This window comes from Paenibacillus hemerocallicola (genome assembly GCF_006265175.1).
GTDB classification, from domain to species: Bacteria; Bacillota; Bacilli; order Paenibacillales; family NBRC-103111; genus Paenibacillus_AB; species Paenibacillus_AB hemerocallicola.
In genome coordinates, this window is record NZ_VDCQ01000006.1 from 141,105 (window position 1) to 166,314 (window position 25,210).

Genomic DNA, 25,210 nt, shown 5'->3' on the forward strand with positions numbered 1-25,210 from the left:
TGGCGGCGAAGGTGCAGGTGCGGGATTAACGGAAGAGCAGAAAAGCCAAGCAGAAAAGCCAGGCCGAGTAGAAAGAACAGTAGAAATGAAAGGACGCATCCAATGAGGATACGTCCTTTTGCGTATTTCGGGGGGCGATATCGTAAGTGAACCAAGGTGCCTCGGATAACCTCCATCCGTTCAAACGCCGCAGCTCCGTCCCCTCCGCTTATTTCACCGATACCGGCATAGCCTTGACCGCTCGCTCGTCCGGTGTCATATACAGCGTCTTCTGTCGCTCGTAGATGACAAAGCCCGGCTTTGACCCGTTAGGCTTGCGCACATGCCGGATCAGCGTGAAATCGACCGGCACTTGGCTGGACGATTTCGCTTGGCTGTAGTAAGCAGCCAGCATCGCGGCCTCCTGAAGCGTCGTCTCGCCGAATTTGTCGGCTCGGATAACGACGTGGGAGCCCGGAATGTCCTTCGTATGCAGCCAGGTGTCGTTGGGCTGGGCGAGACGGTTGGTCAAATATTCGTTCTGGATATTGTTTTTGCCGACATAGATCGGGAGGCCTTCGCCGGACGTATAGCAGGTGAGCAGCGGTTTGTCGGCTTTTTTCTTCTTGCCTCCACGCTTCTTGCCTCCGCGCTCGCGAACGTAACCTTGCTCGACCAACTCTTCGCGGATTCCCTCGATATCGGCAAGCGATGCGCGATCCAAATGGGCCAGCAGCGTATCCATATAGACGATCTCCGCATTCGTGGAATCGATCTGCTCCTCGACGGCGCTCAAGCTGTTGCGCATCTTCGTATATTTTTTGAAGTACCGCTGGGCATTTTCCGATGGCGTCAGTTGAGGATCGAGCTCGATTCGCACCGGCTTTTGCTCCTCGTCGTAATAATTGACGACCTCGACCGATTTATCGCCCTTCCGCATCAGATGAAGCGATGCGGTCAGCAGCTCGCCGAGTATGCGAACATCGTCCGCTTCCTTCGCTTCCTCGATCGTTTCCCGCAGCTTCTCCAGCTTCTTGGCATTTTTATTCCGTTCGTTCTGCAAAAAACGGAGCAGGTCCGAAGCGCGCTGCTTGACCGCATCCCGCTCGGCCTTGTCCCCGTAATACGCCTCCAGACAGGCGCTCACGGAGTCGAAGCGGGTCACCGTTCCTTCGAGGTGCGTCAATGCCATGACGGAGAAGAACGTTTTCCCGCTTGCCGCCTCTTCAACGATTACGGGCTCGTATCGTCCCGAGGCGATCGCCGTCATCGTTTCACGAAATGGGCCCCATAAGCGCTCCGCATCCGTCTGCCCGACGGTTGCACCGGCCGCCGCCCCGCTACGATGGACGATTTCTTTGGCCGCCAGCGGACTCAGGCCGCTATAACGGTCGACGAGCGTTTGCCGGACCGGCTTCCCGCTATCCTCTTCGTCCCGCAGAGTACCGGCAAACTGGGCCTCCGTCGCTTCCAAAGGATTGGCTTTGCCTTGCTCCGGAGGAGCCGTATAAGAGCTGCCCGGCATTACGATCCGGTAGCCGCTTATGGCGGGAGTGACGTGGTGGATACCGTCAAGCACCGTACCCGTTGCCGGATCGAGCAAAATAATGTTGCTGTGCCGTCCCATAATCTCGATGACGATCCGCTTGAAGCTGATATCGCCGATTTCGTCACGCTGTCTGACGTCGATATGGAGGATACGTTCGAGTCCGACCTGCGATATGCGCTCGATGACCGCACCCTCGCAATGTTTGCGCATAAGCATGCAAAACATCGGCGCTTCGGTCGGATTCATCGACTGCGCTTCCGTAAAATGTACGCGCGGATACGTCGGATTGGCCGAGATGAGCAGCTTGCGGTTTTGGCCTTGCGCCCGGATATGAAGATACAAATCGTGACCAGTGGGCTGATAAATTTTATTGATTCTGCCACCTTCGCAAAGCGCCAGCTCGCTAGCGATCGCTCGGGTGACGAGACCGTCCAACGACATGATCCAAACACTCCTTTATAGTGAATCCGCCGTATCGTTCGGCTATACGTAATAATAGGCTTCTCTTATCATGCCATAACAAGGCCGACCGAACAAATGTTTTAACCGTTTTTTCCATCCCGGCGTGCGAAAAATCGCCGCAATGCGGACGGGCGGTGGGATATTTCGCTGCTTGTCTGAATACATTTACCTTGAGTGGGCGTGTACAATTCAGCGCTTCGGGAGGGAAAAAGCGTGGAGCAGAAGAAATGGTATCAGATGGAGACGGAGGAAACGGCCCGGGCGCACGATGTCGTCCCGGCGCAAGGGCTGACATGGGATGAAGCGAAGGCACGCCGGGAGCGGCACGGGGAAAACGAGCTGACGGAGAAGCGGAACGTTTCGCTGATCGCGTTATTTTTGAACCAGTTCAAAGATTTCATGGTGCTCGTGCTCATGGCGGCCACGCTCATATCCGGTTTGCTCGGCGAATATTTGGATGCGATTACGATCGTGGCGATCATTGTCATGAACGGCATCCTCGGCTTCGTGCAGGAGTTCCGGGCCGAGCGGTCGCTGCGAGCGCTTAAGGAGCTGTCCGCGCCGACCGCCAAAACGATTCGTGACGGTGCGCTAGTGCAAATCCCGGCGAGGGAGCTTGCACCGGGGGACATCGTCCTGATCGAGAGCGGCGACCGGATTCCGGCGGATATCCGTTGGATCGAGGCGAACAGCCTGTATGTCGAAGAGTCCGCGCTGACCGGCGAATCGGTTCCGGTGGGCAAGCATACGGGGGCGCTGCCGGGAGAGGAAGTACCGCTTGGCGATCAGAAAAATCTCGGCTTTATGGGGACGATGGTGACACGAGGTACGGCCAAAGGAATCGTGGTCCGGACCGGAATGAATACGGAAATGGGCAAGATCGCCGACCTGATCCAAAATACGGAGGCGATGGAAACGCCGCTGCAGCATCGGCTGGAGCAGCTTGGCAAAGTGCTTATCGCGGTAGCGATCGGACTGACCATTATGGTTGTCGTGGCGGGAATTTTGCACGGTCAGCCGCCGTATGCAATGTTTCTCGCGGGCGTTAGCTTGGCCGTCGCCGCCATACCGGAAGGGCTGCCCGCGATTGTCACGATCGCGCTCGCGCTCGGGGTGCAGCGCATGATCAAGCGCAAGGCGATCGTGCGCAAGCTGCCTTCGGTGGAAACGCTCGGCTGCGCTTCCGTCATCTGCTCGGACAAAACGGGAACGCTGACGCAAAATAAAATGACCGTCACCCACGTATGGCTGGGCGGCGAAGTGCTGGAGGTGACGGGCGACGGCTACGAGCCCGCCGGTCATATCGTCAGCAACGGGGCGATGGTCGATTTGCGGCAAAATCAGACGCTGCGCCGACTGCTGCAAATCGGGGTATTATGCAACAATGCATTGCTTCACGAAGAAATTCCGGAGCAGAAGCGCAAAGGAAGCAAAGGTCCGGTTAAGCCGATCTATTCGATTAAAGGGGACCCGACCGAAGGCGCGCTAGTCGTTTTGGGCGCAAAGGCCGGAATTACCCGTCAGTCTCTGGAAGGGTTGTATGAAAGGAAGGGCGAGCTGCCGTTCGATTCGGACCGCAAGCGCATGTCGGTGCTTATGCAGCATCAGGGAGGCCGTCTGCTGTTCACGAAAGGCGCTCCGGACGTCGTGCTGGAGAAATGCGCCTACGTGCTGTGGGACGGAAAAGTCATTCCGTTTACGCCTACATTGAAACAGAAAGTGATTGCGGCAAACGAAGGAATGGCCCGCTCCGCCCTTCGCGTGCTCGGTCTCGCCTATAAGGAGCTGAAATCGACCGATCGCGACGATACGCCTCATACGTTGGAGCAGCAGCTCGTTTTCGTCGGATTAGCCGGAATGATCGACCCGCCTCGCAAGGAAGTGCGGGATGCGATTCAAGTATGCCGCCGCGCGGGCATCAAGACGGTCATGATTACCGGAGATCACCAAACTACGGCCGAAGCGATCGCCCGTCAGCTCGGCATGATTCCGCAGAACGGATTGTCCATGTCGGGCCAGCAGATTTCAACAATGTCCGACGAAGAGCTGGACGAGAAATCCGACCAAGTGTACGTATACGCACGAGTTTCGCCCGAGCATAAGCTGCGGATCGTCAAATCGCTGCAGCGCAAAGGCCATGTCGTCGCGATGACCGGAGATGGCGTCAACGACGCTCCGGCGATCAAAGCGTCAGATATCGGCATCGCGATGGGGCAGACGGGCACGGACGTGACCAAGGAAGCTTCCGCGCTAATCTTGAGCGACGACAACTTCGCCACGATCGTCGCCGCAATCGAGGAAGGGCGCGGAATATACGAAAATATCCGCAAGTTCATCCGGTATTTGCTCGCCTCCAACGTAGGGGAAATCATGACGATGTTCCTGGCCATGATGATGGGAATGCCGCTGCCGCTCGTGCCGATCCAAATCCTGTGGGTCAACCTCGTTACGGACGGGCTGCCTGCCATGGCGCTCGGCGTCGACCAGCCGGAGAAGGATTTGATGCAGCAAAAGCCGCGAACCGCGAAAGAAAATATATTCGCGCGCCGGTTGGGCTGGAAAATCGTCAGCCGCGGCATATTGATCGGCGTATGCACGTTGGCCGCATTCTGGCTCATGCTGCGGGAAAATCCCGACAGCGCCGATGGGCTCGTCAAGGCACAGTCCGTCGCATTCGCCACGCTCGTTATGGCTCAGCTTATCCACGTGTTCGATTGCCGCAGCTCGCGTTCGATATTTCATCGGAATCCGCTGCAAAACAAATATTTGGTGCTCGCCGTATTATCCTCCCTTGCCTTGATGCTTGTCGTCATGTATGTCGAGCCTTTGCAGCCGATATTCAAAACGGTGCCGCTCGGTTTGAAGGAATGGGTGATTACGCTGTTCTTCGCGAGCGTACCGACATTCCTGATGGGTCTCGGCAGCATCTTGACGACACAGCGCCGCAAACGCCGCAAGCTTGTCGGCGGATATGGCTCGAAGCCTGCTACCAGATAAAAAAAGTGCCTAAACCGGGTAGAAAGTACCCGGTTTTTTTGCATGCAAAAAGGATATTGATTGTTTCTTGAGAATTATACAAATAAACCGAATGGGAGGCGGGAACGACGTGAAGTTCAGGTCAAAATTAGTCATCGGATTCGGAACAATGCTTGCACTCATGCTGCTGCTGGCGTACACGGGTTTAATGTTCTTCCACCAGTTGAACTCCACGTTGAACCGGATCTTGGACGAGAGCTACGTTGGAGTCAAGCTGGCATCCTCGATACGCGGGGAAGTCAATTCGATTAACCGGGAAATTACCGCGTATATGCTGGATCGGGATACGGCCGGCAATACAACGCATATGGAGGCGATCGCGGAAAGCCGCCAACGCATTCTTGGCGATTGGAACCGGCTATCCGGGCTGGAGTCGAAACCGAGCAATTCGGAGACGCTCGCGCAAATCAGCAAGTCGTATGGGGAATTCAACAACGTAGTGGACCAGCTGATCCGCCTGACGGAAGAGGGACGCCGGGAAGATGCGCTGGAGTTGTATTACTCGATTTTGGAAAAAAGCCGGGCTTCCTTGTTTGATAACATTCGGGAATTCAGCGCCATATACGACCGGGAGATCGAACAAGAGCTGGTCGCATCGGACGAAAGCTATAGAGATATGCTGTTACTGCTCGCCGGATTCGTCGCGATCCTATTCGCAAGTTCGGTAGCGGTTGCCGTATGGGTATTCCGAGGCGTTACGGCCAGCTTGCGGCGAGTCTCGACCGTAATGGACGGAATATCGGGCGGGGATACGGATCGGCTTCCGCGAATCAAGGTTGAAGCGGAGGACGAGATCGGCAATATCGCCGGAGCGTACAACCGATTGGCGGAGGCGTTGGAGAAGCATACGCGGGACGTTCGCGTCTACCAGGCGATGCTCGAGGATCGCAACTGGCGCATGACGAAGTTGGCGGAATTTTCCGCCATGTTTCAGAATGTGAACGACGAACGCACCCTTGCCGATACATTTCTGCGGGAAATCGCTCCTGTAACAGGGGCCGGCAGCGGCGCGATATATGCTTGCGGCATTGAGGAGGGGGCAACCTCCTTGATGGACAAGCTCGCTTCATACGCGGATAGCGGAGATGATGTCGGAGATGCGCAGATCGAGCCGGGGCAAGGACTTGTCGGGCAATGCGCGTTGCAGAACAAGACGATTTTGCTGGAGAACGTCCCGTCGACGCATCTCCGCATCCGTTCCGGATTGGGCATATCGCAGCCGTCAAACCTTCTATTGATCCCGATTCCTTTCGACGGGAAGGCGATTGCCGTGATCGAATTGGCCTCGCACGGCTTGTTCGACCGTTCGCGGATCGGGTTATTCGAAGAAATTTGCGGACTTTTCGGCGTAGCCTTGCACAGCGCGTTTGCCTATCGCCAAGTAAGGGATTTGCTGGCGGAATCACAATTGTATACGGAAGAGCTGCAGGCGCAATCCGAGGAGCTGCAAATGCAGCAGGAAGAGCTGCGGACGTTGAACGAGCAGCTGGAAGAACAGTACAATAAAGCGGACGGCAAAAACAAGGAGCTGGAGACGATTCGCGAAGCTTTGGAGGAAAAAAACCGCCAAGTGGTTTTGGGCTCCGTCTACAAATCCGAGTTTTTGGCCAATGTTTCCCACGAGCTGAGAACTCCGTTAAACAGCTTGCTGCTGCTGGCCCAGCTTCTTGCGGACAACAAGCAGGGGAATCTGCTGCCGAAGCAATTGGAATATTTGCGCACGATCCATGCTTCGGGAGCCGAACTGCTCCGGTTAATCAACGAAATACTCGATTTGTCCAAAATCGAGTCCGGCAAAGTGGAATTATTGGAGGATTCCGTCGCCGTGTCCGATTTGGCGGAAGAAATAAAAAACCGCTTCCTGCCTTTCGCCGTGCAGAAAAGGCTTCTTTTGCGAATCGATATTCGGGAGGAGGTGGCTCATGCGCTGCTGCGCACGGATGTGCAGAAGCTGCAGCAAATATTGAACAACCTGCTTTTCAACGCGATCAAATTTACCGAAGAGGGCGGCGTGACGGTGACGTTTCAGCGCTCGGCGGAAGAGTGCCAGGAAAGTGCCGAGCGGTTCGAAAGCCGGGAATGCTTGGTCGTTTCGGTTACGGATACGGGCATCGGAATTCCGCGGGAGAAGCAGGATATGATCTTCGAGGCGTTCCGGCAAGCGGACGGCACGACCAGCCGCAAATACGGGGGAACCGGCCTCGGCCTCTCCATAAGCAAGGAGCTCGCAGCGTTGCTGGGCGGCACAATAGGACTCGTCAGCGAGGAGGGGAAAGGCAGCACCTTTATGCTGCGGATTCCGTTTACGGAAGCGAACCTATACAAGCGTCACGACGTTCAAACGTATGCCGAGAGCGCGGCGGCTTCGGAACCATTTCCCACGTTATCCGGGCAAGCCGTAGCGGACGCTTCGAAGGACAAAGCCGACGATGTCAAAAAGCTCGAGAACAGAACCGTTCTTCTGGTGGACGACGATATGCGCAACATATTCGCCTTGACGGGCGTGCTCGAGTCGTTCGGAATGAACGTCATTTTTGCGGAGAACGGTCGGGAAGGGTTGAAAATGCTGGAGCGTTTCCCCGATACCGATCTCGTGCTGATGGATATTATGATGCCTCAGATGGACGGATACGAAGCGATCAAAGAAATACGCCAATGCGATGAGAAATACCGCAGCCTGCCGATTATCGCCCTGACGGCCAAAGCGATGAAAGACGACAGGGACAAATGTCTGGAGGCTGGCGCCAACGACTACATAAGCAAGCCGGTCCGATACGAGCAATTATTGTCTTTGCTAAGAGTATGGCTTCACCGGTAATTGACGTGTTTAGCATCAGGAAACGTTTCATAAATGGGGGTAGTGATAACATGGTCAAAGTATTAGCCGTCGATGACCGGCCGGAAAATTTGCTTGCGCTGGAGGGGGTGCTGGCATCTTCATCCTATGAAGTCGTCTCGCTCCGATCGGGCGAGGACGCGTTGCGCTATTTGCTTCGCGAAGATATCGGCGATTTGGCCGTCATTTTGATGGATGTCCAGATGCCCGGATTGAACGGATTTCAGACGGTGGAGCTGATTAAGCAGAGAGAAAGATGCCAGGACATTCCCGTTATTTTCGTAACCGCGATCAGCACTTCCTCGGAGCATGTGCGCCAAGGGTATGACGCGGGCTCCATCGACTATTTGTTCAAGCCGATCGATCCGGATTTGTTAAGAATGAAAGTTGGCGCATTTGTGAAGCTTCACCGTTATTACCGGAAGACGATCGAACAGGGGGAAATGCTGAGAAAGCGGACATCGGAGCTGGAGGATTCCAACCGCAGGTTTGCGGAAACGGACGCCTTGCTAAAAGACCAGAACGAGAAGCTGGAGTCGATCGTGGAGGAGCGCACGAAGGAGCTACTCGTCTCTAATATCAGGCTGCTCCGATCGCAGGAGCGGTTCAAGAAAATGTTCATGTCCAGCCCGTGCCTGATTTCGATCCGGCGGTTGAGCGACCTCGCTTATATAGACGTTAATGAAAGCTGGAACAATTTTACGGGGTACGGAGAAGACTCGATCGGAGATTGCTCGAATTTGCTGCAAATGTCGCTGGAATCCGAGGGGGGGACGGAGTTTTTCCGCGATCGGCCTATGCGCAACGTGAAAGTAAACTATAGGACGAAGACGGAAGAATGGAGAGACGGTCTTCTTTCCACGGAAATCATCGACATCGAAGGGGAGAAATGCTTGCTCGAAGTTATCGTGGACGTAACCGAGAAAGTCCGGTACGAGAAGGAGATGACCCGCCTGTCCGAGCTGAATCTGGTCGGGGAGATGGCGGCCGGAATCGCTCACGAAATCCGCAATCCGATGACGACGATACGCGGTTTTTTGCAGCTATCCCAAAACGCCGGGGGGCGGATGGACAAGGAGCATGTCGATATGATGCTGGAGGAGCTGGACCGGGCGAACAGCATTATTACCGAGTATTTGTCGCTCGCCAAAAACAAGCAATCGGACAGGCGTCCGACGTCGCTGAATCGTCTGCTCGATTCGCTCTATCCGTTGATCCAGGCCGAAGCGATGATGTCCGGCAAGCGCGTGCAGATGGAGTTCGGGGATTGCGGCGATATTGCCATCGACGAGAAGGAAATCCGCCAGTTCATTCTGAACATGTCGTTAAACGGACTTGAAGCGATGTCCCCGGGTGGAGTACTGACGATTCGCACGGAGTCTGTCGACAAATTCGTCATCTTGCGCATCATCGACCAAGGCTCCGGAATCAGTAAAGAAAATTTGGAGAAGCTCGGACGTCCCTTCTTTACGACGAAAGAACAGGGAACCGGCTTGGGCTTGGCAGTCTGCTACAGCATTGCGGCCCGGCATCGGGCGGCGATCGAGGTCGACAGCGGACCCGGCGGGACTGCATTCGCCATCCATTTCAACGCGTCGGACGAGCACTGATCGTCCGACGCCCTTTTGTTACATGCGCGCCTTCATCGTTTTCAAATATTCGGAAGGAGCCATGCCCGTCGCTTTTTTGAACTGGCGCGAAAAATAATGGATGCTCGAATAGCCGAGACTTTCCGCGATTTCCGTCACGTTGCACGTTTCCTCGCGTATATGCTGCTTGGCCCGTTCGATGCGCAGCTTGCCGATATATTCCGTAATACCGCAGCCGGTATGCTCGCGGAAAACGGCTCGCAGATGTGTCTTGCTCAGGGCGAATTCCGTGCAAACGCTGTCAAGCGTCGGGTGCTCCAGCAGGTGTTCGTCCAAATATTCGACGATGCGCCCGATCAGATCGCGCTGCCCCTTTTCCTTCGTAATCGAAGACAGCTTCGGATTGATCGCCCGTTCCCGGTTGTTGCGGATCAGCTGGATGAGCAGCCCTTCCAAATACATTTTGATCAGCTGCTCCGAGCCGAATTCCGGTTTTTCCTTTCGCGTAAGCGGGTGCGTCGGCTTTTCCGGCTTTGGCCCCGCATAAGGCCTCGCCACCGGAAGCTCGAACAGCTTGTTCCCTTCGTCGATCAGCTGCGACAGCAGCTCGCGCTCCCCGTTGCCGAGCCGCAGCGCCTTATGGGTGAAAAACTTCATCGCTTCGGATTGGCAGTCGAACGCGACGATGAAGATGTTCGGAGGCGTTTTCTGGTTGCATCTCAAGCTGTGGAACTCATTCGGCGAATAAAATACGATTTCCCCTTGCTTCAGATGAAACGTGCTGTAATCGGTCGAGATTTCCACCTCTCCCTTGTCCACGTACAAAAACTCCCAGAAATCATGCTTCTCTCCGCCGTATACGTAATCTTTATTCAGCTCGCTGTAATGGAACGAATATATTTTGTCGATGGATATTTGTTCCTTGAGCACAATATACCGGTATCGCGTTTCCATGACTCCCCATCCTTCTTTCGAAAGCTTGTCATAAACTCATCGTAAGCGCATCGGACTATCGTGTCAATAAAGTGCAAACAGAAGGACAAAAATGCAAATTTCACATCGTTTAAGCCAAAGATTTCGAACTCCTATCCCCGGTATGATAACGGTAGAAAAACGATTTCGAACCAAATGGAGGAGATGGATTGCTATGAATAAAATTCGCACGGCCGTAGTCGGCCTGAACATGGGACTCGCTCACGCTTACGCCTACAAATTGGCGGAGCGCTCGGAGCTGCGCTGGGTTGTCGATCTGGACGAAGAGAAAGCGAAGAAGGTGGCCGAAGAGCTTGGCTGCAACTACACGACCGATTGGACGAAAATTCTCGACGACGTCGATGCGGTCAGCTTGTGTACGCCCCATCATTTGCACGCGTCCCAGTCGCTTACGGCCATTGCCGCCGGCAAGCATGTGCTTCTCGAGAAACCGCTCGCCAACTCCGAAGAGGATTGCCTGAGCGTAGTACGCGCGGCCGAACAAAATAACGTTACGTTGATGCTCGCCTTCGTCGTACGCTTCTTGCCGGCGATCCGCAAGCTGAAGGAAGCGGTGGACAGCGGCAAATACGGCGTACCGATCAGCGCCCAAGGCTGGGTCGAGGCATTCCTGAATCCGGCGCCGGGCACTTGGTTCGCCAGCAAGGAAAAGCTTGGCGGGGGCTGCTTGTTCAGTCACGGCTGTCACTACATCGATATTTTGCTTTATTTGCTTGGCGAGCCGAACCGGGTATCCCATTTCGGAACGCGCGTAGGCACCGAGTGGATGGAAGGCGAAGGCACGTCGCACGGCATTATCGAGTTCAAGAGCGGCGCGCTCGGCCATCTTGTCACGAGTTGGGGAATGAAATACAAGAAACCGCCGGCCAAATTCCATATCCATATGACGGAAGGCTTCCTCGAGCTGGATAACAGCATGTGGAAGGTGACGGCGATTTCCAAGGACGGAACCGAAACGCTGTACGAGCGTCCGCCGGAATATCCGAATCGCCAAGGGCAAAACGTGCTGTTCGAGATCGAGCATTTCCTGGAAAGCATCGCGAACGGCACGCGTCCCGAAACGGACGGCTACGAAATTTTGAAATCGCACCGGACGATTTGGGCGATGTACGGAAGCCAAGGAGTACCCGTTACGGTTTAACCGATTGAAGAAAGGAGGAAGTTTGCATGAAGACGATTAAAGTAGGGATTATCGGGTGCGGCCTAATGGGCTCTCTCCATGCTCGCACTTTGCATACATTGCCCGGCGTAACTGTCGCCGCGGTGCAAAACCGGTCGAGGGAAAAAGCGGAATCGCTCGCCGCCGAGGTCGGAGCGACCGTGTACGATTCGTATGAAGCTTTGCTGGAACAAGATTTGGATGCGGTATGGGTTGCGACTCCGGACCATTTGCACGTGGATGCCTCCAAGAAAGTGCTGGAATCCGGCAAGCATCTGTTTCTGGAAAAAGCGCTCGCTACCTCGGTAGCCGACGGAGCAGAGATCGTGGCCGCAGGCGCCGCGCATCCGGAATTGAAATCGATGGTCGCCTACCCGCTGCGCTTCTCTCCCGCATTCCGGGCGATGAAGGAAACGGTATCGCGCGGCGATGCGGGCAAGCCGATCCAGGCTTGGTCGATGCGCACCCATTTCCTCGATCCGAACCAGCGCGTGTACGACAAATACCGCGATCATTATTACGACACTCCGAGCTGGTACTTTTCCGACGAAATCGCCAAAGGACCGATCTTCTCGCACGGTTCCCACGATTACGACCTGCTTACGTGGATGTGCGGAGAAGTCGAGTCGGTATTCGCATACGGCGGCACCTACCTGCTTCCTCCGGGAAGCGTAGCCGACGCCTTCACCGTATCGCTGCGCTTTGCGAACGGAGGAATCGGACAGGTCAGCACGCCTTGGGTGACCCGGGTAGAGTATGACATGACCGGAGTAGCGACGGAAAACTTGACCGTAGTGAACAACAACGGCCAACTGCTCGTGAAGGACGACAACGGTCCGGAACGCAAAACGTCGTTCTCCGACAACGATATGTGGGTCCGCCTGAACGGCCACTTTATCGATTGCATTCGCGAAAACAAACAGCCGCTCATCTCTCTCGAGGATGGCCTGCGCGTAATCGCCGTATCGGAAGCGGCGTACCGTTCGCTGAAGGAACGCCGCGAGGTGGCGGTAGACTATTCCGCGCTGCGCAGCGCGGCACGGACAGGCGGCGGGGTATGACTATGAAACCGACAATCAAGCTGGCGTGCATGAGCTGGATCTATATGAAACATCCGTTCGAGCGGGCATTGGAATCGATCGCGGCTACCGGATACAAATACGTATCGTTCGGCTTGCCTCACGAAGGCAAGCCCGCATTCGAGGACGGAGTGGAAGGGGAAGCGGAGCGCATTTCCGGTCTGCTCCGGCAGTACGGGCTCAAGCCCGTATCGCTCGTCAGCACGAATGTGCTGGCGCCGAGCCAGCCGATCGAGAAGGCGATCGAACGACTCGATTTCGCCAAAGCGATCGGTGTCGAAGAGCTTCTGTCGCTCGGCACGACAAGCTACACCCGTTTTCCCGACGAGCCGAAGAGCGAAGAAGAAATGAAGCCGATCAACGAGGCGTTTGCCGAGAAATACCGGCGGATCGGCGAGGAAGCAGGGAAACGCGGCATCGTCGTATCGATCAAGCCGCATACGGGCAATACCGCGACGGCTTCGGTCATTGCGGATACTTTGCGGACGATCGGGTCGCCGTATGTTGTAGGCAGCTACGATCCCGGGAACGTACGGTTCTACGAAGGCATCGAGCCGCATGAAGATTTTCCCGCAATCGCGTCGCAAACCGTATCGATGGTAGCGAAAGACCATGGCGGCAAGCGTGCGGCGATGGACTTCCCGATTCCCGGCGAAGGCGATGTCGATTTCGCGTCCATATTCGCCACGCTGCGAGCCGTCAATTTCGCCGGACCGGTCATCGTCGAGCGTTTGGACGGGGCAAACGGGGCGTTCAGCGCAAACAGTCCGATCGAAGTGCTGGATGAGCGGGTGAAAGCGGCGCGCATCAATCTGGAGCGCTTGCTCGCGGAGGCGGGCTTCGAAGTGTAAAGCATAATATAAGGAGGTAGGCGCATTGGGATCTCCTGAACGACAAAACGTTGAAATACGGCGTTTGGCGGACTGTACGTTCCGACAGGCGGTCGAGCTGTGGAACCTGGGGTTTGCCGGTTATTACTCCGATATGTCGACGACGATGGAGAAATTTGTGCCGAGACTGGGGCGGGAATCGATCCGCCCCGACCTCTCGATTGCGGTCTTCGTGGACGGCGAACCGGCCGGTTTTGTGCTGGTGGCCTTAAAAACGGTAGAAGGCGTCGGCATCGCTTGGAACGGCGGAACGGGAGTAAGCCCGAACCATCGGGGCAAAGGATTGGCAAAGCTGCTTATGCGGGAAGCGATCCAGGCCATGAGGGAAAGCGGGGCGGCCACAGGGCTGTTGGAGGTCGTCCAGAAAAACGCGGGGGCGATCGCCGCATATGAAAGCTCGGGATTCCGGATTTGTGACGGATTGATCGGGGCGAAGCGGACCGGAGCATTCACCGTCAACGATTTGCCGGGCGGCGTCTCCGACGATTACCGGATCGGGCGGATGAAACCGAATCAATTGGCCAAGCTGTCCTTTTTCCGTCATGAGACCGCCTGGTCGGCGGCTTGGTACAATCAAAAAGAAGCCGAGGGCATTGTCGTGACCGACAAGGAAGATGCCGTCGGCGCCTATGCGCTTGTCCGGAAATCGTACGCCGATAGCGGCAAGCTGCAAGGCATTACGCTGTATCAATGCGCCGCGGATCGTTCGAGAACCGATGCGCTTCCTATGCTCCACGCGGCTCTTGCGGCCGCGTTCGCTCCGTTCGGGGAAGATTGCACGAGAGTGACGGACAATTTGTCGATGGCCGATCCGGCCATATCGGAGTGGCTGGAGGCGGCCGGATTCGAGAAGGTATATACGCAGCATTTGATGATCGTTCAGCTTAACTGACGCATGCGAAATAAGCAGGTTTTGCAACGGCAAAAAATATTTGTTTCGGGTCCCCGCAAAGTACCTGGATAGGCATCGGAGCATAAGTCCCACTTTGTGGAGGTATTGGAGGAGGAGCAGCGATGATTCGAGCCGGTATGGCGGAAGTCGATATAACGCCCGCCTTGGGCAGCGAAATCCCGGGTTATTTCGGACCTCGTCTGGCGAGCGGCGTAAAAGACCCGCTTTACGCGAAATCGCTTGTAGTGGAAACGGAAAGCGGAGCTGTGGCGTTTATCGTATTGGATGCGATCGCCGTTTCGAGCCCGACCGTGCAAAGCATTCGAGCAAGCGTGCAGGCGGAGACGGGCATCGAACCGGCCGGGATTTTCGTCTCGGCCACGCATACCCATACGGGCGGCCCGGTTTCCACGGGCTTCGGTTGTACCGAAAGTCCGGAGTATTTGGAATGGATCGCGCGCAGGGCGGCGGACAGCGCGCTGCTCGCTTATCGAAGCCGCAAGGCAGCCAGGATCGGCTTCGGCCGCGGACAAGAAGAGGACATCGCGTTCAATCGGCGCTTTTTCATGAAGGACGGTACATTCCGCACGAATCCGGGAATCGGCAATCCGCTCATCGACCGGGCTGCCGGTCCGATCGATCCGGAGGTGCTGGTCATGCGGATCGATGATGCCGAGGGCAACCCGATCGGCGTCGTCACGAATTATGCATGCCACACGGATACGGTGGGTGGTACCGAGCTGTGCGCCGACTTTCCCGGCGAGCTGAGCCGGTTCGTGAAGCGCGAGCTCGGGGAGCAAGCGGTCAGTCTGTTTCTGTTCGGACCGTGCGGCAATATCAATCATATAGACGTGTCGGGGAAACGGAAGCGGGATCCGGATCATTTCCGCTGGATGGGCCGCATTCTAGGGGCGGAAACCGTCAAAGTCCGCGATAAAATCATCGCAAGCGACGAAGTTTCCATTTCGGCGCTAAACGGCGAGTTTACGGTGGACCTGAGACGACCTACGGAAGAGGAAGTCGAAGCGGCCGGAAAGTTTCTCGAAAGCGAAGCGCACGATTTGCGCGAGACGTTGTACGCCAAGGAAATATTGAAAATCGCCGCCAGCAGCGATTCGGGGCCGGCGACGGTCGAGGTACAAGCGGTGCGGATCGGCGAATTGGCGGTAGTAGGACTTCCGGGCGAAATTTTCGTCGAGTTCGGATTGGACATCAAAGAGCGTTCGGGCAGTGCTTACACGATGATAGACACGATGTGCAACGGCACGATTCGCGCCTATATTTGTACGCGCGAGGCTCATCGGCAAGGCGGGTACGAGCCTAGAATGACATTCCGCAACCGGTTTCCCGTAGAAACCGGCGAGCGTCTGGTCGAACTGGCCGTGCAGCTGCTGGACAGGCTGGACACAAAATAAGCAGGACATCGAATAAACAAAAGGACTCTCGCCATCGCGGCAAAGTCCTTTTGTTTATCTATTGACGTTGGATATGCGCCGCAATCAAGAAGCCGATCCCGGCGGCTCTTCAACGTCTGCATGGGGAACCGGACCCGAACCGGTGAAGACGGCGAAACTCGCCGGGCGGAGACCGATCGCCGATCACCGCGCAAGGAGAAGAAAGGCCGACGGATGGGAGAGGCTCCCGATCCGTCGGTCTTTGCTGCGTTCAACGCTCGCGATAGACATCTCCTTATTTGCTGGTATAAGAGCCATATTCACCGTTATGGCCGATTGAAGCCGCCTTAAGGACGGTTTTCTCGGCCGGAAACGTCCTTACGCACAAAATCACTAGGCATACCGTTCGTTTTGCACTATAATAGGTCTAATCAAAGCGATAAAGAGCAGGGGATGCATGATGAACTTTACGAAAATGCATGGGCTTGGCAACGACTTCATCGTGATCGCGGGCGAATCCCGATTGCCGGACAATGCTTCCGGACTGGCGACCCGATACTGCAATCGGAATTTCGGCGTCGGAGCCGACGGACTTGTGTTCATTTTGCCTTCCGACAAAGCCGATTTTTTAATGCGCATCATCAATTCGGACGGTTCGGAGGCCGAGCAGTGCGGCAATGCGATCCGCTGCGTGGCCAAATACGTATACGATAACGGTTTAACCGATAAAACGGAGCTGGCGATCGAAACGATAGGAGCGGGCGCCCAGACGGTCCGCCTGAACGTAAAAGACGGCAAGGCATTAACGGTTCGGGTGGACATGGGTGCGCCGATCCTTGACGGACTGGCGGTTCCGACGACCGTGGATGAGAATCCGGTCATCGGGCATCCGGTCGAGGTGGAAGGAACCGAATTCAGATTTACCGCCGTATCGATGGGCAACCCCCATTGCGTCATTTATGTGGACGATGCGGCCGACTTCGACTTGCACCGCTGGGGGCCGAAGCTCGAGACGCATCCGCTGTTTCCGAAACGGATCAACGTCGAGTTCGCTACCGTCCTCTCCCGCAGCCATATCGATATGCGCGTGTGGGAACGCGGAGCGGGCCCTACTCTGGCTTGCGGCACCGGAGCGTGCGCGACGCTCGTCGCCAGCGTGCTCGACGGCAAGGCCGACCGCAGCGCGGTCGTATCGCTGAAGGGCGGCGATCTGGAAATCGAATGGAGCGAGACGGATAACCGGGTCTATATGACAGGTCCGGCGGAAACGGTATACCGGGGCGTTTTGGCCTAATCAATATTCAATCATGGGAACGGGTGAGCACGGGATGAAAGCGGGTTTGCGAGAGACGCTCGGCGAGCGCGTGCTGGTCGGAGACGGGGCGATGGGGACGTTTTTGTACCAGCTCGGATTTCCGGTCGGCGTCTCCTACGAGGAATACAATTTGTTAAAGCCGGACGTGATCGCCGACGTTCATAAGCAGTATTACGATGCCGGCGCGAGATTGTTCGAGACGAACACGTTTTCCGCGAACCGGGAAAAGCTGTCCAAGTTCGGACTCGAGAACGAAGTGTCGGCGATCAACAAGGCAGGCGTCGCCATAGCGCGCCAAGCGGTCGGCGATGACGCCTACATCGTCGGCGCGGTAGGCTCGATCCGCGCGGCCCGCCGGCGCAACATTACGACCGAGCAGTTGGTGCGCAACTTTCAGGAGCAGATCGAGGCATTGCTCGAAGGCGGCGCTGACGGTTTGCTGCTGGAGACGTTTTACGACCTGGAGGAGATGCTGATCGCGCTCCGCGTCGCCCGGCAGCTGACGGAGCTCCCCGTCATCGGCCAGTTTGCGACCGACGGCGGAACGACCACCAACGACGGCGTCGGCTACCAGGAAGCGTTCGAGCAGTTGAAGGCGGAAGGGGCGGACATTCTAGGCTTCAATTGCCACAGCGGTCCCAACGGCATTCTGCGGACGATGGAGAAGCTGAAGCCGGTTGACGGGCTGCCGCTCTCCGTATTTCCGAATGCGGGCTTGCCCGGGTATGTGGACGGTAAATACGTTTTCGGCTCGAAGCCCGATTACGTGGCCGAGAACGCCTTGAAGTTTGCCGATTTGGGCGCCCGCCTCATAGGCGGATGCTGCGGTACGACGCCGGAGCATATCGCGGCCATGGTAAAGGCGCTGCAAGGATATACCCCGAGAACGGATCGACCTGCGGCGGACGGAGGCGAGGCCGGTTCGGTTCAGCCCGGTCCTGCCATTGCCGTCATCGAAGCCGAGAAGTCGGCCGAAGCGGCGGAACCTTCGCTGATCGAGCTGGTCAAGCAGCGCCATACCGTTATCGTGGAATGGGATACGCCCCGCGATCTGGACATCGGCAAATTTATGGAAGGCGCCAAGGCGCTGCAGGAAGCCGGCGTGGATTCGATTACGATGGCGGATAACGCGCTCGCGGTGACCCGCATGAGCAACCTGCCGATGGGCTTTCTGCTGAAGGAACGTCTGGGGGCCCGGCCGCTGCTGCACATCGCCTGCCGGGACCGCAATCTGATCGGAACCCAGTCCCATCTGATGGGCATGCACGCGATCGGGCTCGACCATACGCTCGTCATTACCGGAGATCCTTCGCGTTTCGGCGATTTGCCGGGCTCGAGCTCGGTATATGACATGACTTCCTTCGAAATGATCCGCTTGATCAAGCAGTTGAACGAAGGAATCGCTTTCTCGGGTAAACCGCTCAAGCATAAAGCGAAGTTTATCGTTGCCGCCGCCTTTAACCCGAACGTGAAGTATTTGGACAAAGCGGTGCAGAGGCTGGAGAAAAAAATCGAAGCGGGTGCCGACTTCATCATGACTCAGCCGGTATACGACGCGAAGCTGATCGAGAACGTGTACGAATCGACGAAGCATTTGAACGTTCCGATCTTTATCGGCCTCATGCCGATCGTCAGCGAAGGAAACGCGACGTTTCTGCATAACGAGGTGCCGGGCATCCAGCTGTCGGAAGAGGTTCGCAAGCGCATGTCGGGCTTGAGCGGCGAGAAAGGCCGCGAGATGGGCGTGCAAATCGGCAAGGAGCTGCTCGACGCGGCCATGCCGAAGTTCAACGGCATTTATATTATGACGCCTATGCATTTTTACGATATGAGCGTACAGCTGACCCGGTATGTGTGGGGAAAAACGGGCAAAATGCCGTCTTGAGCGATAGAACCCGATTTCCACTTGTCCGCACTTGCAAAATGCTTTAGAATAGGGTAAATGGATGTGATCCCCATTGATTCGCAGCATGACTGGATTCGGCCAATCGGGCCGATCCTCCGGCGGTTACCGACTGCTGGTGGAGCTGAAATCGGTTAATCACCGTTATTCGGAAATCACGGTACGAATCCCCCGCGAGTGGCTTTCGTTGGAAGACGGAGTGAAGCGGGAAATTCAACATGCCGTCAAGCGGGGAAAGGTGGAAGCATTCGTCTCGATTGAAAAGGAAGCCGGCGGATCGAAATCGGTCGAGATCGACTGGACGATTGCGGAAGGCTACCGTCAAGCCGCGGAGCAGCTGCGGGAACGTTTCGGTATAAGCGATACGTTGACGCTGAAGGATATGATGACTCTTCCCGGTCTGATTCTATTCCGCGAAGCGGAGCAAGAGGCGGAGCCGTTAACGGAGCCGCTGCTCGAAATCGTGCGCGAAGCCGCAAGCATCATGCTGCGAATGAGGGAAACGGAAGGCGATCATATATCCCGGTATATGACCGAACGACTGGAGCAACTGGATTACCACCGTCGCGAGATGGTCTCTGCGGCCGGACAGGCGGTAGAGGAGTTTCGTTCGAAGCTGCATGAACGGCTAACGGAGCTGCTCGGCGATGCCGCATTGAGACAAGACGATCCGCGGCTGATCACGGAGGTTGCCGTCATGGCGGACCGATCCGATGTCGGGGAAGAGCTGAGCCGGCTGTCGAGTCACATCGATCAATGCCGGAAGCTGCTAAGCGCCGATGAACCCGTAGGACGAAGATTGGATTTTCTCATACAGGAAATGAACCGGGAAGTCAATACGATCGGCTCCAAATCGAATCGACTCGAGCTTGCGGATCGGGTGATCGAAATGAAAGCCGAGCTGGAAAAAATGCGCGAGCAAGCGCAAAATATTGAATGAACGGCCGTCTTCGAAAGTATGAGCATTGCGGCATTAGGCAAGAATAGTGCAAGGCTGTGGCGGGACCGATTATAGCGGACTCTGCGGTCTTGAATTCGTAGGAGGGCAATGATGGCCATTAAATTGATCAATATCGGCTTCGGAAATATTGTGTCCGCAAACCGGATCATCTCGATCGTAAGTCCCGAATCCGCTCCAATCAAGCGGATCATCCAAGAAGCGCGCGACCGGCATATGCTGATCGATGCTACGTACGGCAGACGTACCCGCGCGGTGATCATCACCGACAGCGACCACGTCATCTTGTCGGCCGTGCAACCGGAAACGGTGGCGCACAGACTTACGAATAACAAGGACGATGATCATGACGAGTAATGCGGACAAAGGCCTTTTGATCGTGCTATCCGGCCCGTCCGGTGTAGGCAAAGGTACCGTCTGTTCCATGCTCCGCAAGCTGGCTCCGGAACTCGTATATTCGGTTTCCGCGACGACGCGCTATCCGCGGGCGGGAGAAACGGAAGGCATTAACTACTTTTTTAAATCGAAGGAGCAATTCCGTTCCATGATCGAGCGGGACGAACTGCTGGAGTATGCCGAGTATGTTGGGAATTACTACGGCACTCCGCGCAGCTTCGTCAACGAGACGATTCAGGCCGGTAAAGATATAATACTCGAGATCGAAGTGCAGGGAGCAATGAAGGTCAAAGAGCGTTTTCCGGAAGGCGTGTTCGTGTTTCTCATGCCCCCGTCGCTAGGCGAATTGAAGAACAGGATCGTAAATCGCGGTACCGAAACCGACGATTCGATCCGCAACCGTCTGTCCGTCGCGGCGGACGAGATCCGGCTGTTGGAGCATTACGATTACGCGGTGGTCAATGACAGGGTGGAGATGGCGTGCGAACGCATCAAGTCGATTATTACCGCAGAACACTGCAAGCGCGAACGTATATTGCCGTACGTGAAATCATTGTTGGAAGAGGTGCGTTAACCTATGTTATACCCATCGATCGACCGGCTTATCGACAAAGTCGACAGCAAATATTCACTCGTCGTGGCGGCGTCCAAACGGGCAAGAATGCTGCGCGACGGCTCGAAAACGGATTTGAAGGACGCACACGCCAGCAAATATGTCGGAGTCGCGCTGGAAGAAATATACGGCGATTATATCAACGTAGAGGCACAGCCTAAAGATACGAAATAGCAAGCCCGCATGACAACAACCTCTGGCAGGTTGTTATTTTTTTCTGCGGACTTCTGCCGATAACGATCAGGCGGTTGCCCCGCTTCACTTTGTGGGAAATGGAGAGGGTTGCACATGCTACAAGGGAAAACGATTGTGCTCGGCGTAACCGGCGGCATCGCCAGTTACAAGGCGGCGGCGCTTTGCAGCAAGCTGGCGCAGGCCGGGGCCGACGTGCGGGTCATCATGACAGCCTCGGCGACGAAGTTCGTTGCGCCGCTGACGTTCCAGACGTTGTCGCGCCACGATGTGGCGGTCGACACGTTCGACGAGAAGGACGCCACGGTCGTGCAGCATATCGATTTGGCGGACAGTGCCGACCTCGTCGTTATAGCGCCGGCTACAGCGAACATCATTGCCAAGATGGCTCACGGGATTGCGGACGATATGCTCAGCACGACGATTTTGGCAACGGAAGCGCCTATTCTGGTAGCTCCCGCGATGAACGTGCATATGTATGCGCATCCTGCCGTGGTGGACAACATGCGTACATTGCGCAATCGCGACATTTCTTTCATCGAGCCAGGGGAAGGGCAGCTCGCCTGCGGTTATGTAGGCAAGGGGAGGTTGGCCGAGCCGGAGGAAATCATGGCGGCGATCGGTCGAATGTTGAATCCTACCAAGCCTCTGGCCGGTAAAAGGGTGCTCGTGACCGCGGGAGGCACGATGGAGCGCATCGACCCCGTCCGTTACATAACGAACGATTCTTCCGGGAAAATGGGGTATGCGATCGCCGAAGCGGCGAAGCGGATGGGAGCCGACGTAACGCTCGTAACAGCCAAGGCGTCCATAGCTGCGCCAACCGGGATGAAAGTCGTTCGCGTCGAATCTACGCTCGATATGATGGACGCCGTCCTCGCCAGATTCGAGCAAACGGACATCGTCATCAAGGCTGCAGCCGTTGCCGATTACCGACCCGCCTATCCTTCGGACATCAAAATTAAAAAGAAAGACGACACGATGACCCTCGAGCTCGTCAAAAATCCGGATATCGCGCAGACGCTCGGCGAAAGGAAAACGACGCAGTTCATCGTCAGTTTTGCCGCAGAGACGAACAATGGCGAGCAGTATGCGCTGGACAAGCTTAAAAGGAAAAAAAGCGATCTGCTCGTGCTAAACGACGTCACGGTACCGGGAGCGGGTTTCGGTACGGACACGAACATCGTACAAATATTCGATGGCACCGGGTTGGTCGCGGCACTGCCGCAAATGAGCAAGCGTGATGTGGCCGAACGATTGCTGAGTCTCGTGGCCGAACGTTTGGACGGTCGAGCCGGGAGTGATGCCTGATGGCCAAGGACGGTGCATCGGGATACGCCGATCTGTATGAGAGTTCTTTGCTGCCCTTGGACGAAGGAAACGAGCCGAACGTGTACGCGCAAGTGATCGTGGATGTGCCGGCCAAGCAAACGAACAGGCCTTTCGATTACGTCGTGCCGGAGGAACTGAGGGCATGGATCGGGATCGGCAGCCGCGTAGGGGTGCCTTTCGGCCCGCGCACTTTGCAAGGCTTCGTCGTCGGACTGTCGGCGAAGTCGGATATGGCGGCCGGCAAGCTGAAGAAGATCGAGCAGGTGCTCGATTTGGTGCCGCCGCTCAATCCGGAGCTGGTGCAGCTGGCCGATTGGATGAGCCGCACTTATGTTTGTCACGAAATAACCGCCTTGCAAGCGATGATCCCCGGTGCGCTTAAAGCCAAATACGAGAAAATGATCGCTGTAGCGGATCGACCGGAGCGGATCGATTCGAGACAGCCGTCAGACGGCGAAGGACAGACGATGCTGTTTGCCGGAAGCGCGGAGGAGGACGCGATCGTCGCGTTCGTCCGTCAGAAATCGGCCGTTAGCACGGAGGCGATGCTGAACCGTTTTCCGGATTCGGGACCGCTGCTGAAGCATATGCTGGAGCAAGGGACGTTAGTGGAAGTACAGACGGTCAAGGACCGGCTGCAGGCCAAAAGAATTCTCTACGTCGAGCCCGCCGCGGAAGCGGAGGCGCTGCTGGAGCATAGCCGGAGCCTACCGTCGAACGCGAAGCGGCAAATGGAAGTGCTGGCTTACTTCTCCGAAAATCCGGAGCCTGTTCCGCTTTCCGAATTGAGCGAGAAGCTGAACGTCGGCGCCGGAACGGTCAAAGGATTGGCGGAGAAAGGGTGGCTGACGGTCCGGGAGCGGGAAGTGTTCCGCGATCCGTACGAGGGCCGGAAGTTCGACAGGACGTCGCCGCTGCCGCTGACCGAGCAGCAAAGGGAGGCTCTCGATCCGATTTCGTCCTCGCTGGACAAGAAAGAGCACAACGTATTCCTGCTGCACGGGGTAACCGGAAGCGGCAAGACGGAGGTGTACCTTCAGGCGATACAGCAGTGTCTCGATCAGGGTCGGGAGGCGATCGTGCTGGTCCCGGAAATTTCGCTTACCCCGCAGATGGTGGAACGGTTCAAAGGCCGATTCGGTGACGCCGTCGCCGTTATGCACAGCAGACTGTCGCAAGGGGAGAGGTACGACGAATGGCGCAAAATCGGCTTGAAGCGCGTCAGTGTCGTGATCGGCGCCCGTTCCGCCGTATTTGCGCCTTTTGCGAATTTGGGACTCATCATTATCGACGAGGAGCATGAATCTTCCTACAAGCAGGAAGAAAGTCCGAAATACCACGCAAGGGACGTGGCGATCCAGCGGGCTTCCCGCCACGGAGCGGCTGTCGTGCTCGGATCGGCTACGCCGTCGCTGGAGAGCTTCGCCAGAACGGGGATGCGTTCGTCGGACGGCGCCGGCAACGAAGCTGCGCCGTACCGGCTGCTGACGATGGCCGACCGCGTGGAAGGCCGTCCGCTGCCCGCCGTCCATATCGTCGATCTGCGAGAGGAATTGAAAGAAGGAAACCGGTCGATGTTCAGCCGGGGGCTGTATAAAGCGATCGAAGAACGGTTACACAAGAAAGAACAGACCGTTTTGCTGCTCAACCGGCGCGGTTATTCGACGTTCGTCATGTGCCGCTCGTGCGGATTCGTCGTCCAATGCCCCCACTGCGACATTTCTTTGACCTACCATCAGGTGTCGAGGTCGATGCGCTGCCATTATTGCGGTTTGTCGCAGCCCGAACCGAAAACATGCCCGAGCTGCGACAGCGAGCATATCCGTTATTTCGGCACGGGCACGCAGCGGGTCGAGGAGGAGCTCGGCAAGCTGTTTCCGGGTATACGCGTCATCCGGATGGACGTAGACACGACGTCGGAGAAAGGATCGCACGAACGGCTGCTGACCCGGTTCCGCAACAAGCAGGCCGACGTTCTGCTCGGCACGCAAATGGTCGCCAAAGGTCTCGATTTCCCGGACGTGACGCTGGTCGGCGTCATAGCCGCGGATACGGTGCTCCATTTGCCGGATTTCCGGGCTGCCGAGAAAACGTTCCAGCTGCTGACCCAGGTGGCCGGACGCGCGGGACGGCACAAGCTGCCCGGAGAAGTGTTCATTCAGACGTATACGCCCGATCATTACAGTATCGTTACGGCCAGCGGGCACGACTATAAAGCGTTTCTCGACAACGAGCTGGAAATGCGCAAAATGCGCGGTTATCCTCCCTATTGCGAGCTGGCTCTCGTTACGTTTTCGCACGAACAGGTACCCATGCTCGTTCGCGCGGGCGAGTCGTTTGTCGCGAGATTGAAAGACAGCTGGCAGCGGTCGCGGCATAAGACGGAAGCCGATCGGTCCCCTTACGATGCTTCGACGTCCTATTTCGAGGTGTATGGCCCGGTCGCCTCCCCTATCCCGAGAATCAAAGATAGATATCGGTTCCAATGCATGGTAAAATATCGGGTGGGTGTCGACGTCTCGGGCATGCTGACGGAAACGGCCGCCGCTTTCGACGAAACGGTCCGTCAGGAAAAGCTGCTGATCAGCATCGACGTAAACCCGCAAGTGCTTATGTAGGGACAGCGATGAACGTATAGAATTC

General features: G+C 56.3%; 18 protein-coding genes. 16 read left to right on the forward strand and 2 right to left on the reverse strand.

Annotation, left to right across the window (positions count from 1 at the left end):
* Positions 1–208: 208 nt before the first annotated feature.
* Positions 209–1,969 carry an Rqc2 family fibronectin-binding protein gene (locus FE784_RS06535; protein ID WP_139601332.1) on the reverse strand — a complete coding sequence of 587 codons (1,761 nt, stop codon included), beginning with the start codon at positions 1,967–1,969 and terminating at the stop codon, positions 209–211.
* 234 nt (positions 1,970–2,203) lie between these two features.
* Here FE784_RS06535 and FE784_RS06540 point away from each other — a divergent pair, with 234 nt between their 5' ends.
* From FE784_RS06540 to FE784_RS06550, 3 genes are all read left to right on the forward strand, one after another.
* On the forward strand, positions 2,204–4,987 hold the full coding sequence (locus tag FE784_RS06540) for a calcium-translocating P-type ATPase, SERCA-type (protein WP_246131928.1): 2,784 nt from the start codon (positions 2,204–2,206) through the stop codon (positions 4,985–4,987).
* Between the two features lie 109 nt (positions 4,988–5,096).
* Positions 5,097–7,844: an ATP-binding protein gene (locus tag FE784_RS06545; RefSeq protein ID WP_176706000.1), complete on the forward strand. Its 2,748-nt coding sequence runs from the start codon at positions 5,097–5,099 to the stop codon at positions 7,842–7,844.
* A 50-nt stretch (positions 7,845–7,894) separates the two neighbouring features.
* Positions 7,895–9,472 carry a response regulator gene (locus FE784_RS06550; protein ID WP_139601334.1) on the forward strand — a complete coding sequence of 526 codons (1,578 nt, stop codon included), beginning with the start codon at positions 7,895–7,897 and terminating at the stop codon, positions 9,470–9,472.
* Between the two features lie 18 nt (positions 9,473–9,490).
* On the opposite strand, the gene FE784_RS06555 is transcribed toward FE784_RS06550, so the two are convergent.
* The gene (locus FE784_RS06555; RefSeq protein WP_139601335.1) at positions 9,491–10,405 is read right to left on the reverse strand and encodes a helix-turn-helix domain-containing protein; all 915 of its coding nucleotides are present in this window, start codon (positions 10,403–10,405) and stop codon (positions 9,491–9,493) included.
* A gap of 193 nt (positions 10,406–10,598) precedes the next feature.
* On the opposite strand from FE784_RS06555, the gene FE784_RS06560 reads away from it, so the two are divergent.
* The 13 genes from FE784_RS06560 to priA all read left to right on the forward strand — a co-directional run bounded on the left by FE784_RS06560 (position 10,599) and on the right by priA (position 25,185).
* Positions 10,599–11,585: a Gfo/Idh/MocA family protein gene (locus tag FE784_RS06560; protein WP_176706001.1), complete on the forward strand. Its 987-nt coding sequence runs from the start codon at positions 10,599–10,601 to the stop codon at positions 11,583–11,585.
* Between the two features lie 26 nt (positions 11,586–11,611).
* Complete coding sequence (locus FE784_RS06565) at positions 11,612–12,664, forward strand: Gfo/Idh/MocA family protein (RefSeq protein WP_139601337.1); 1,053 nt, start codon at positions 11,612–11,614, stop codon at positions 12,662–12,664.
* A 2-nt stretch (positions 12,665–12,666) separates the two neighbouring features.
* Positions 12,667–13,533: a sugar phosphate isomerase/epimerase family protein gene (locus FE784_RS06570; protein ID WP_176706002.1), complete on the forward strand. Its 867-nt coding sequence runs from the start codon at positions 12,667–12,669 to the stop codon at positions 13,531–13,533.
* Positions 13,534–13,558: 25 nt separating this feature from the next.
* Positions 13,559–14,464 (forward strand): GNAT family N-acetyltransferase, encoded by a 906-nt coding sequence (locus FE784_RS06575; protein WP_139601339.1) that lies wholly within the window; start codon positions 13,559–13,561, stop codon positions 14,462–14,464.
* Between the two features lie 122 nt (positions 14,465–14,586).
* Positions 14,587–15,879 (forward strand): neutral/alkaline non-lysosomal ceramidase N-terminal domain-containing protein, encoded by a 1,293-nt coding sequence (locus FE784_RS06580; protein WP_139601340.1) that lies wholly within the window; start codon positions 14,587–14,589, stop codon positions 15,877–15,879.
* A 439-nt stretch (positions 15,880–16,318) separates the two neighbouring features.
* A complete protein-coding gene (gene dapF / locus FE784_RS06585; RefSeq protein WP_139601341.1) occupies positions 16,319–17,152 on the forward strand; it encodes a diaminopimelate epimerase in 834 nt (277 codons plus the stop codon).
* 34 nt (positions 17,153–17,186) lie between these two features.
* Entirely contained in the window at positions 17,187–19,058 is a 1,872-nt protein-coding gene (locus tag FE784_RS06590) for a bifunctional homocysteine S-methyltransferase/methylenetetrahydrofolate reductase (RefSeq protein WP_139601342.1), read from the forward strand.
* Between the two features lie 73 nt (positions 19,059–19,131).
* Complete coding sequence (locus FE784_RS06595) at positions 19,132–20,016, forward strand: YicC/YloC family endoribonuclease (protein ID WP_139601343.1); 885 nt, start codon at positions 19,132–19,134, stop codon at positions 20,014–20,016.
* Positions 20,017–20,127: 111 nt separating this feature from the next.
* Positions 20,128–20,391: an extracellular matrix/biofilm regulator RemA gene (gene remA, locus FE784_RS06600; RefSeq protein ID WP_110840413.1), complete on the forward strand. Its 264-nt coding sequence runs from the start codon at positions 20,128–20,130 to the stop codon at positions 20,389–20,391.
* Positions 20,381–21,004: a guanylate kinase gene (gmk, locus tag FE784_RS06605; protein WP_139601344.1), complete on the forward strand. Its 624-nt coding sequence runs from the start codon at positions 20,381–20,383 to the stop codon at positions 21,002–21,004. The genes remA and gmk overlap by 11 nt, the downstream gene beginning before the upstream one ends.
* A 3-nt stretch (positions 21,005–21,007) precedes the next feature.
* On the forward strand, positions 21,008–21,217 hold the full coding sequence (rpoZ, locus tag FE784_RS06610; protein WP_139601345.1) for a DNA-directed RNA polymerase subunit omega: 210 nt from the start codon (positions 21,008–21,010) through the stop codon (positions 21,215–21,217).
* A gap of 114 nt (positions 21,218–21,331) precedes the next feature.
* The gene (gene coaBC / locus FE784_RS06615) at positions 21,332–22,546 is read left to right on the forward strand and encodes a bifunctional phosphopantothenoylcysteine decarboxylase/phosphopantothenate--cysteine ligase CoaBC (RefSeq protein WP_139601346.1); all 1,215 of its coding nucleotides are present in this window, start codon (positions 21,332–21,334) and stop codon (positions 22,544–22,546) included.
* 80 nt (positions 22,547–22,626) lie between these two features.
* On the forward strand, positions 22,627–25,185 hold the full coding sequence (gene priA, locus FE784_RS06620) for a primosomal protein N' (protein WP_246131929.1): 2,559 nt from the start codon (positions 22,627–22,629) through the stop codon (positions 25,183–25,185).
* The last annotated feature ends 25 nt before the right edge of the window (positions 25,186–25,210 follow it).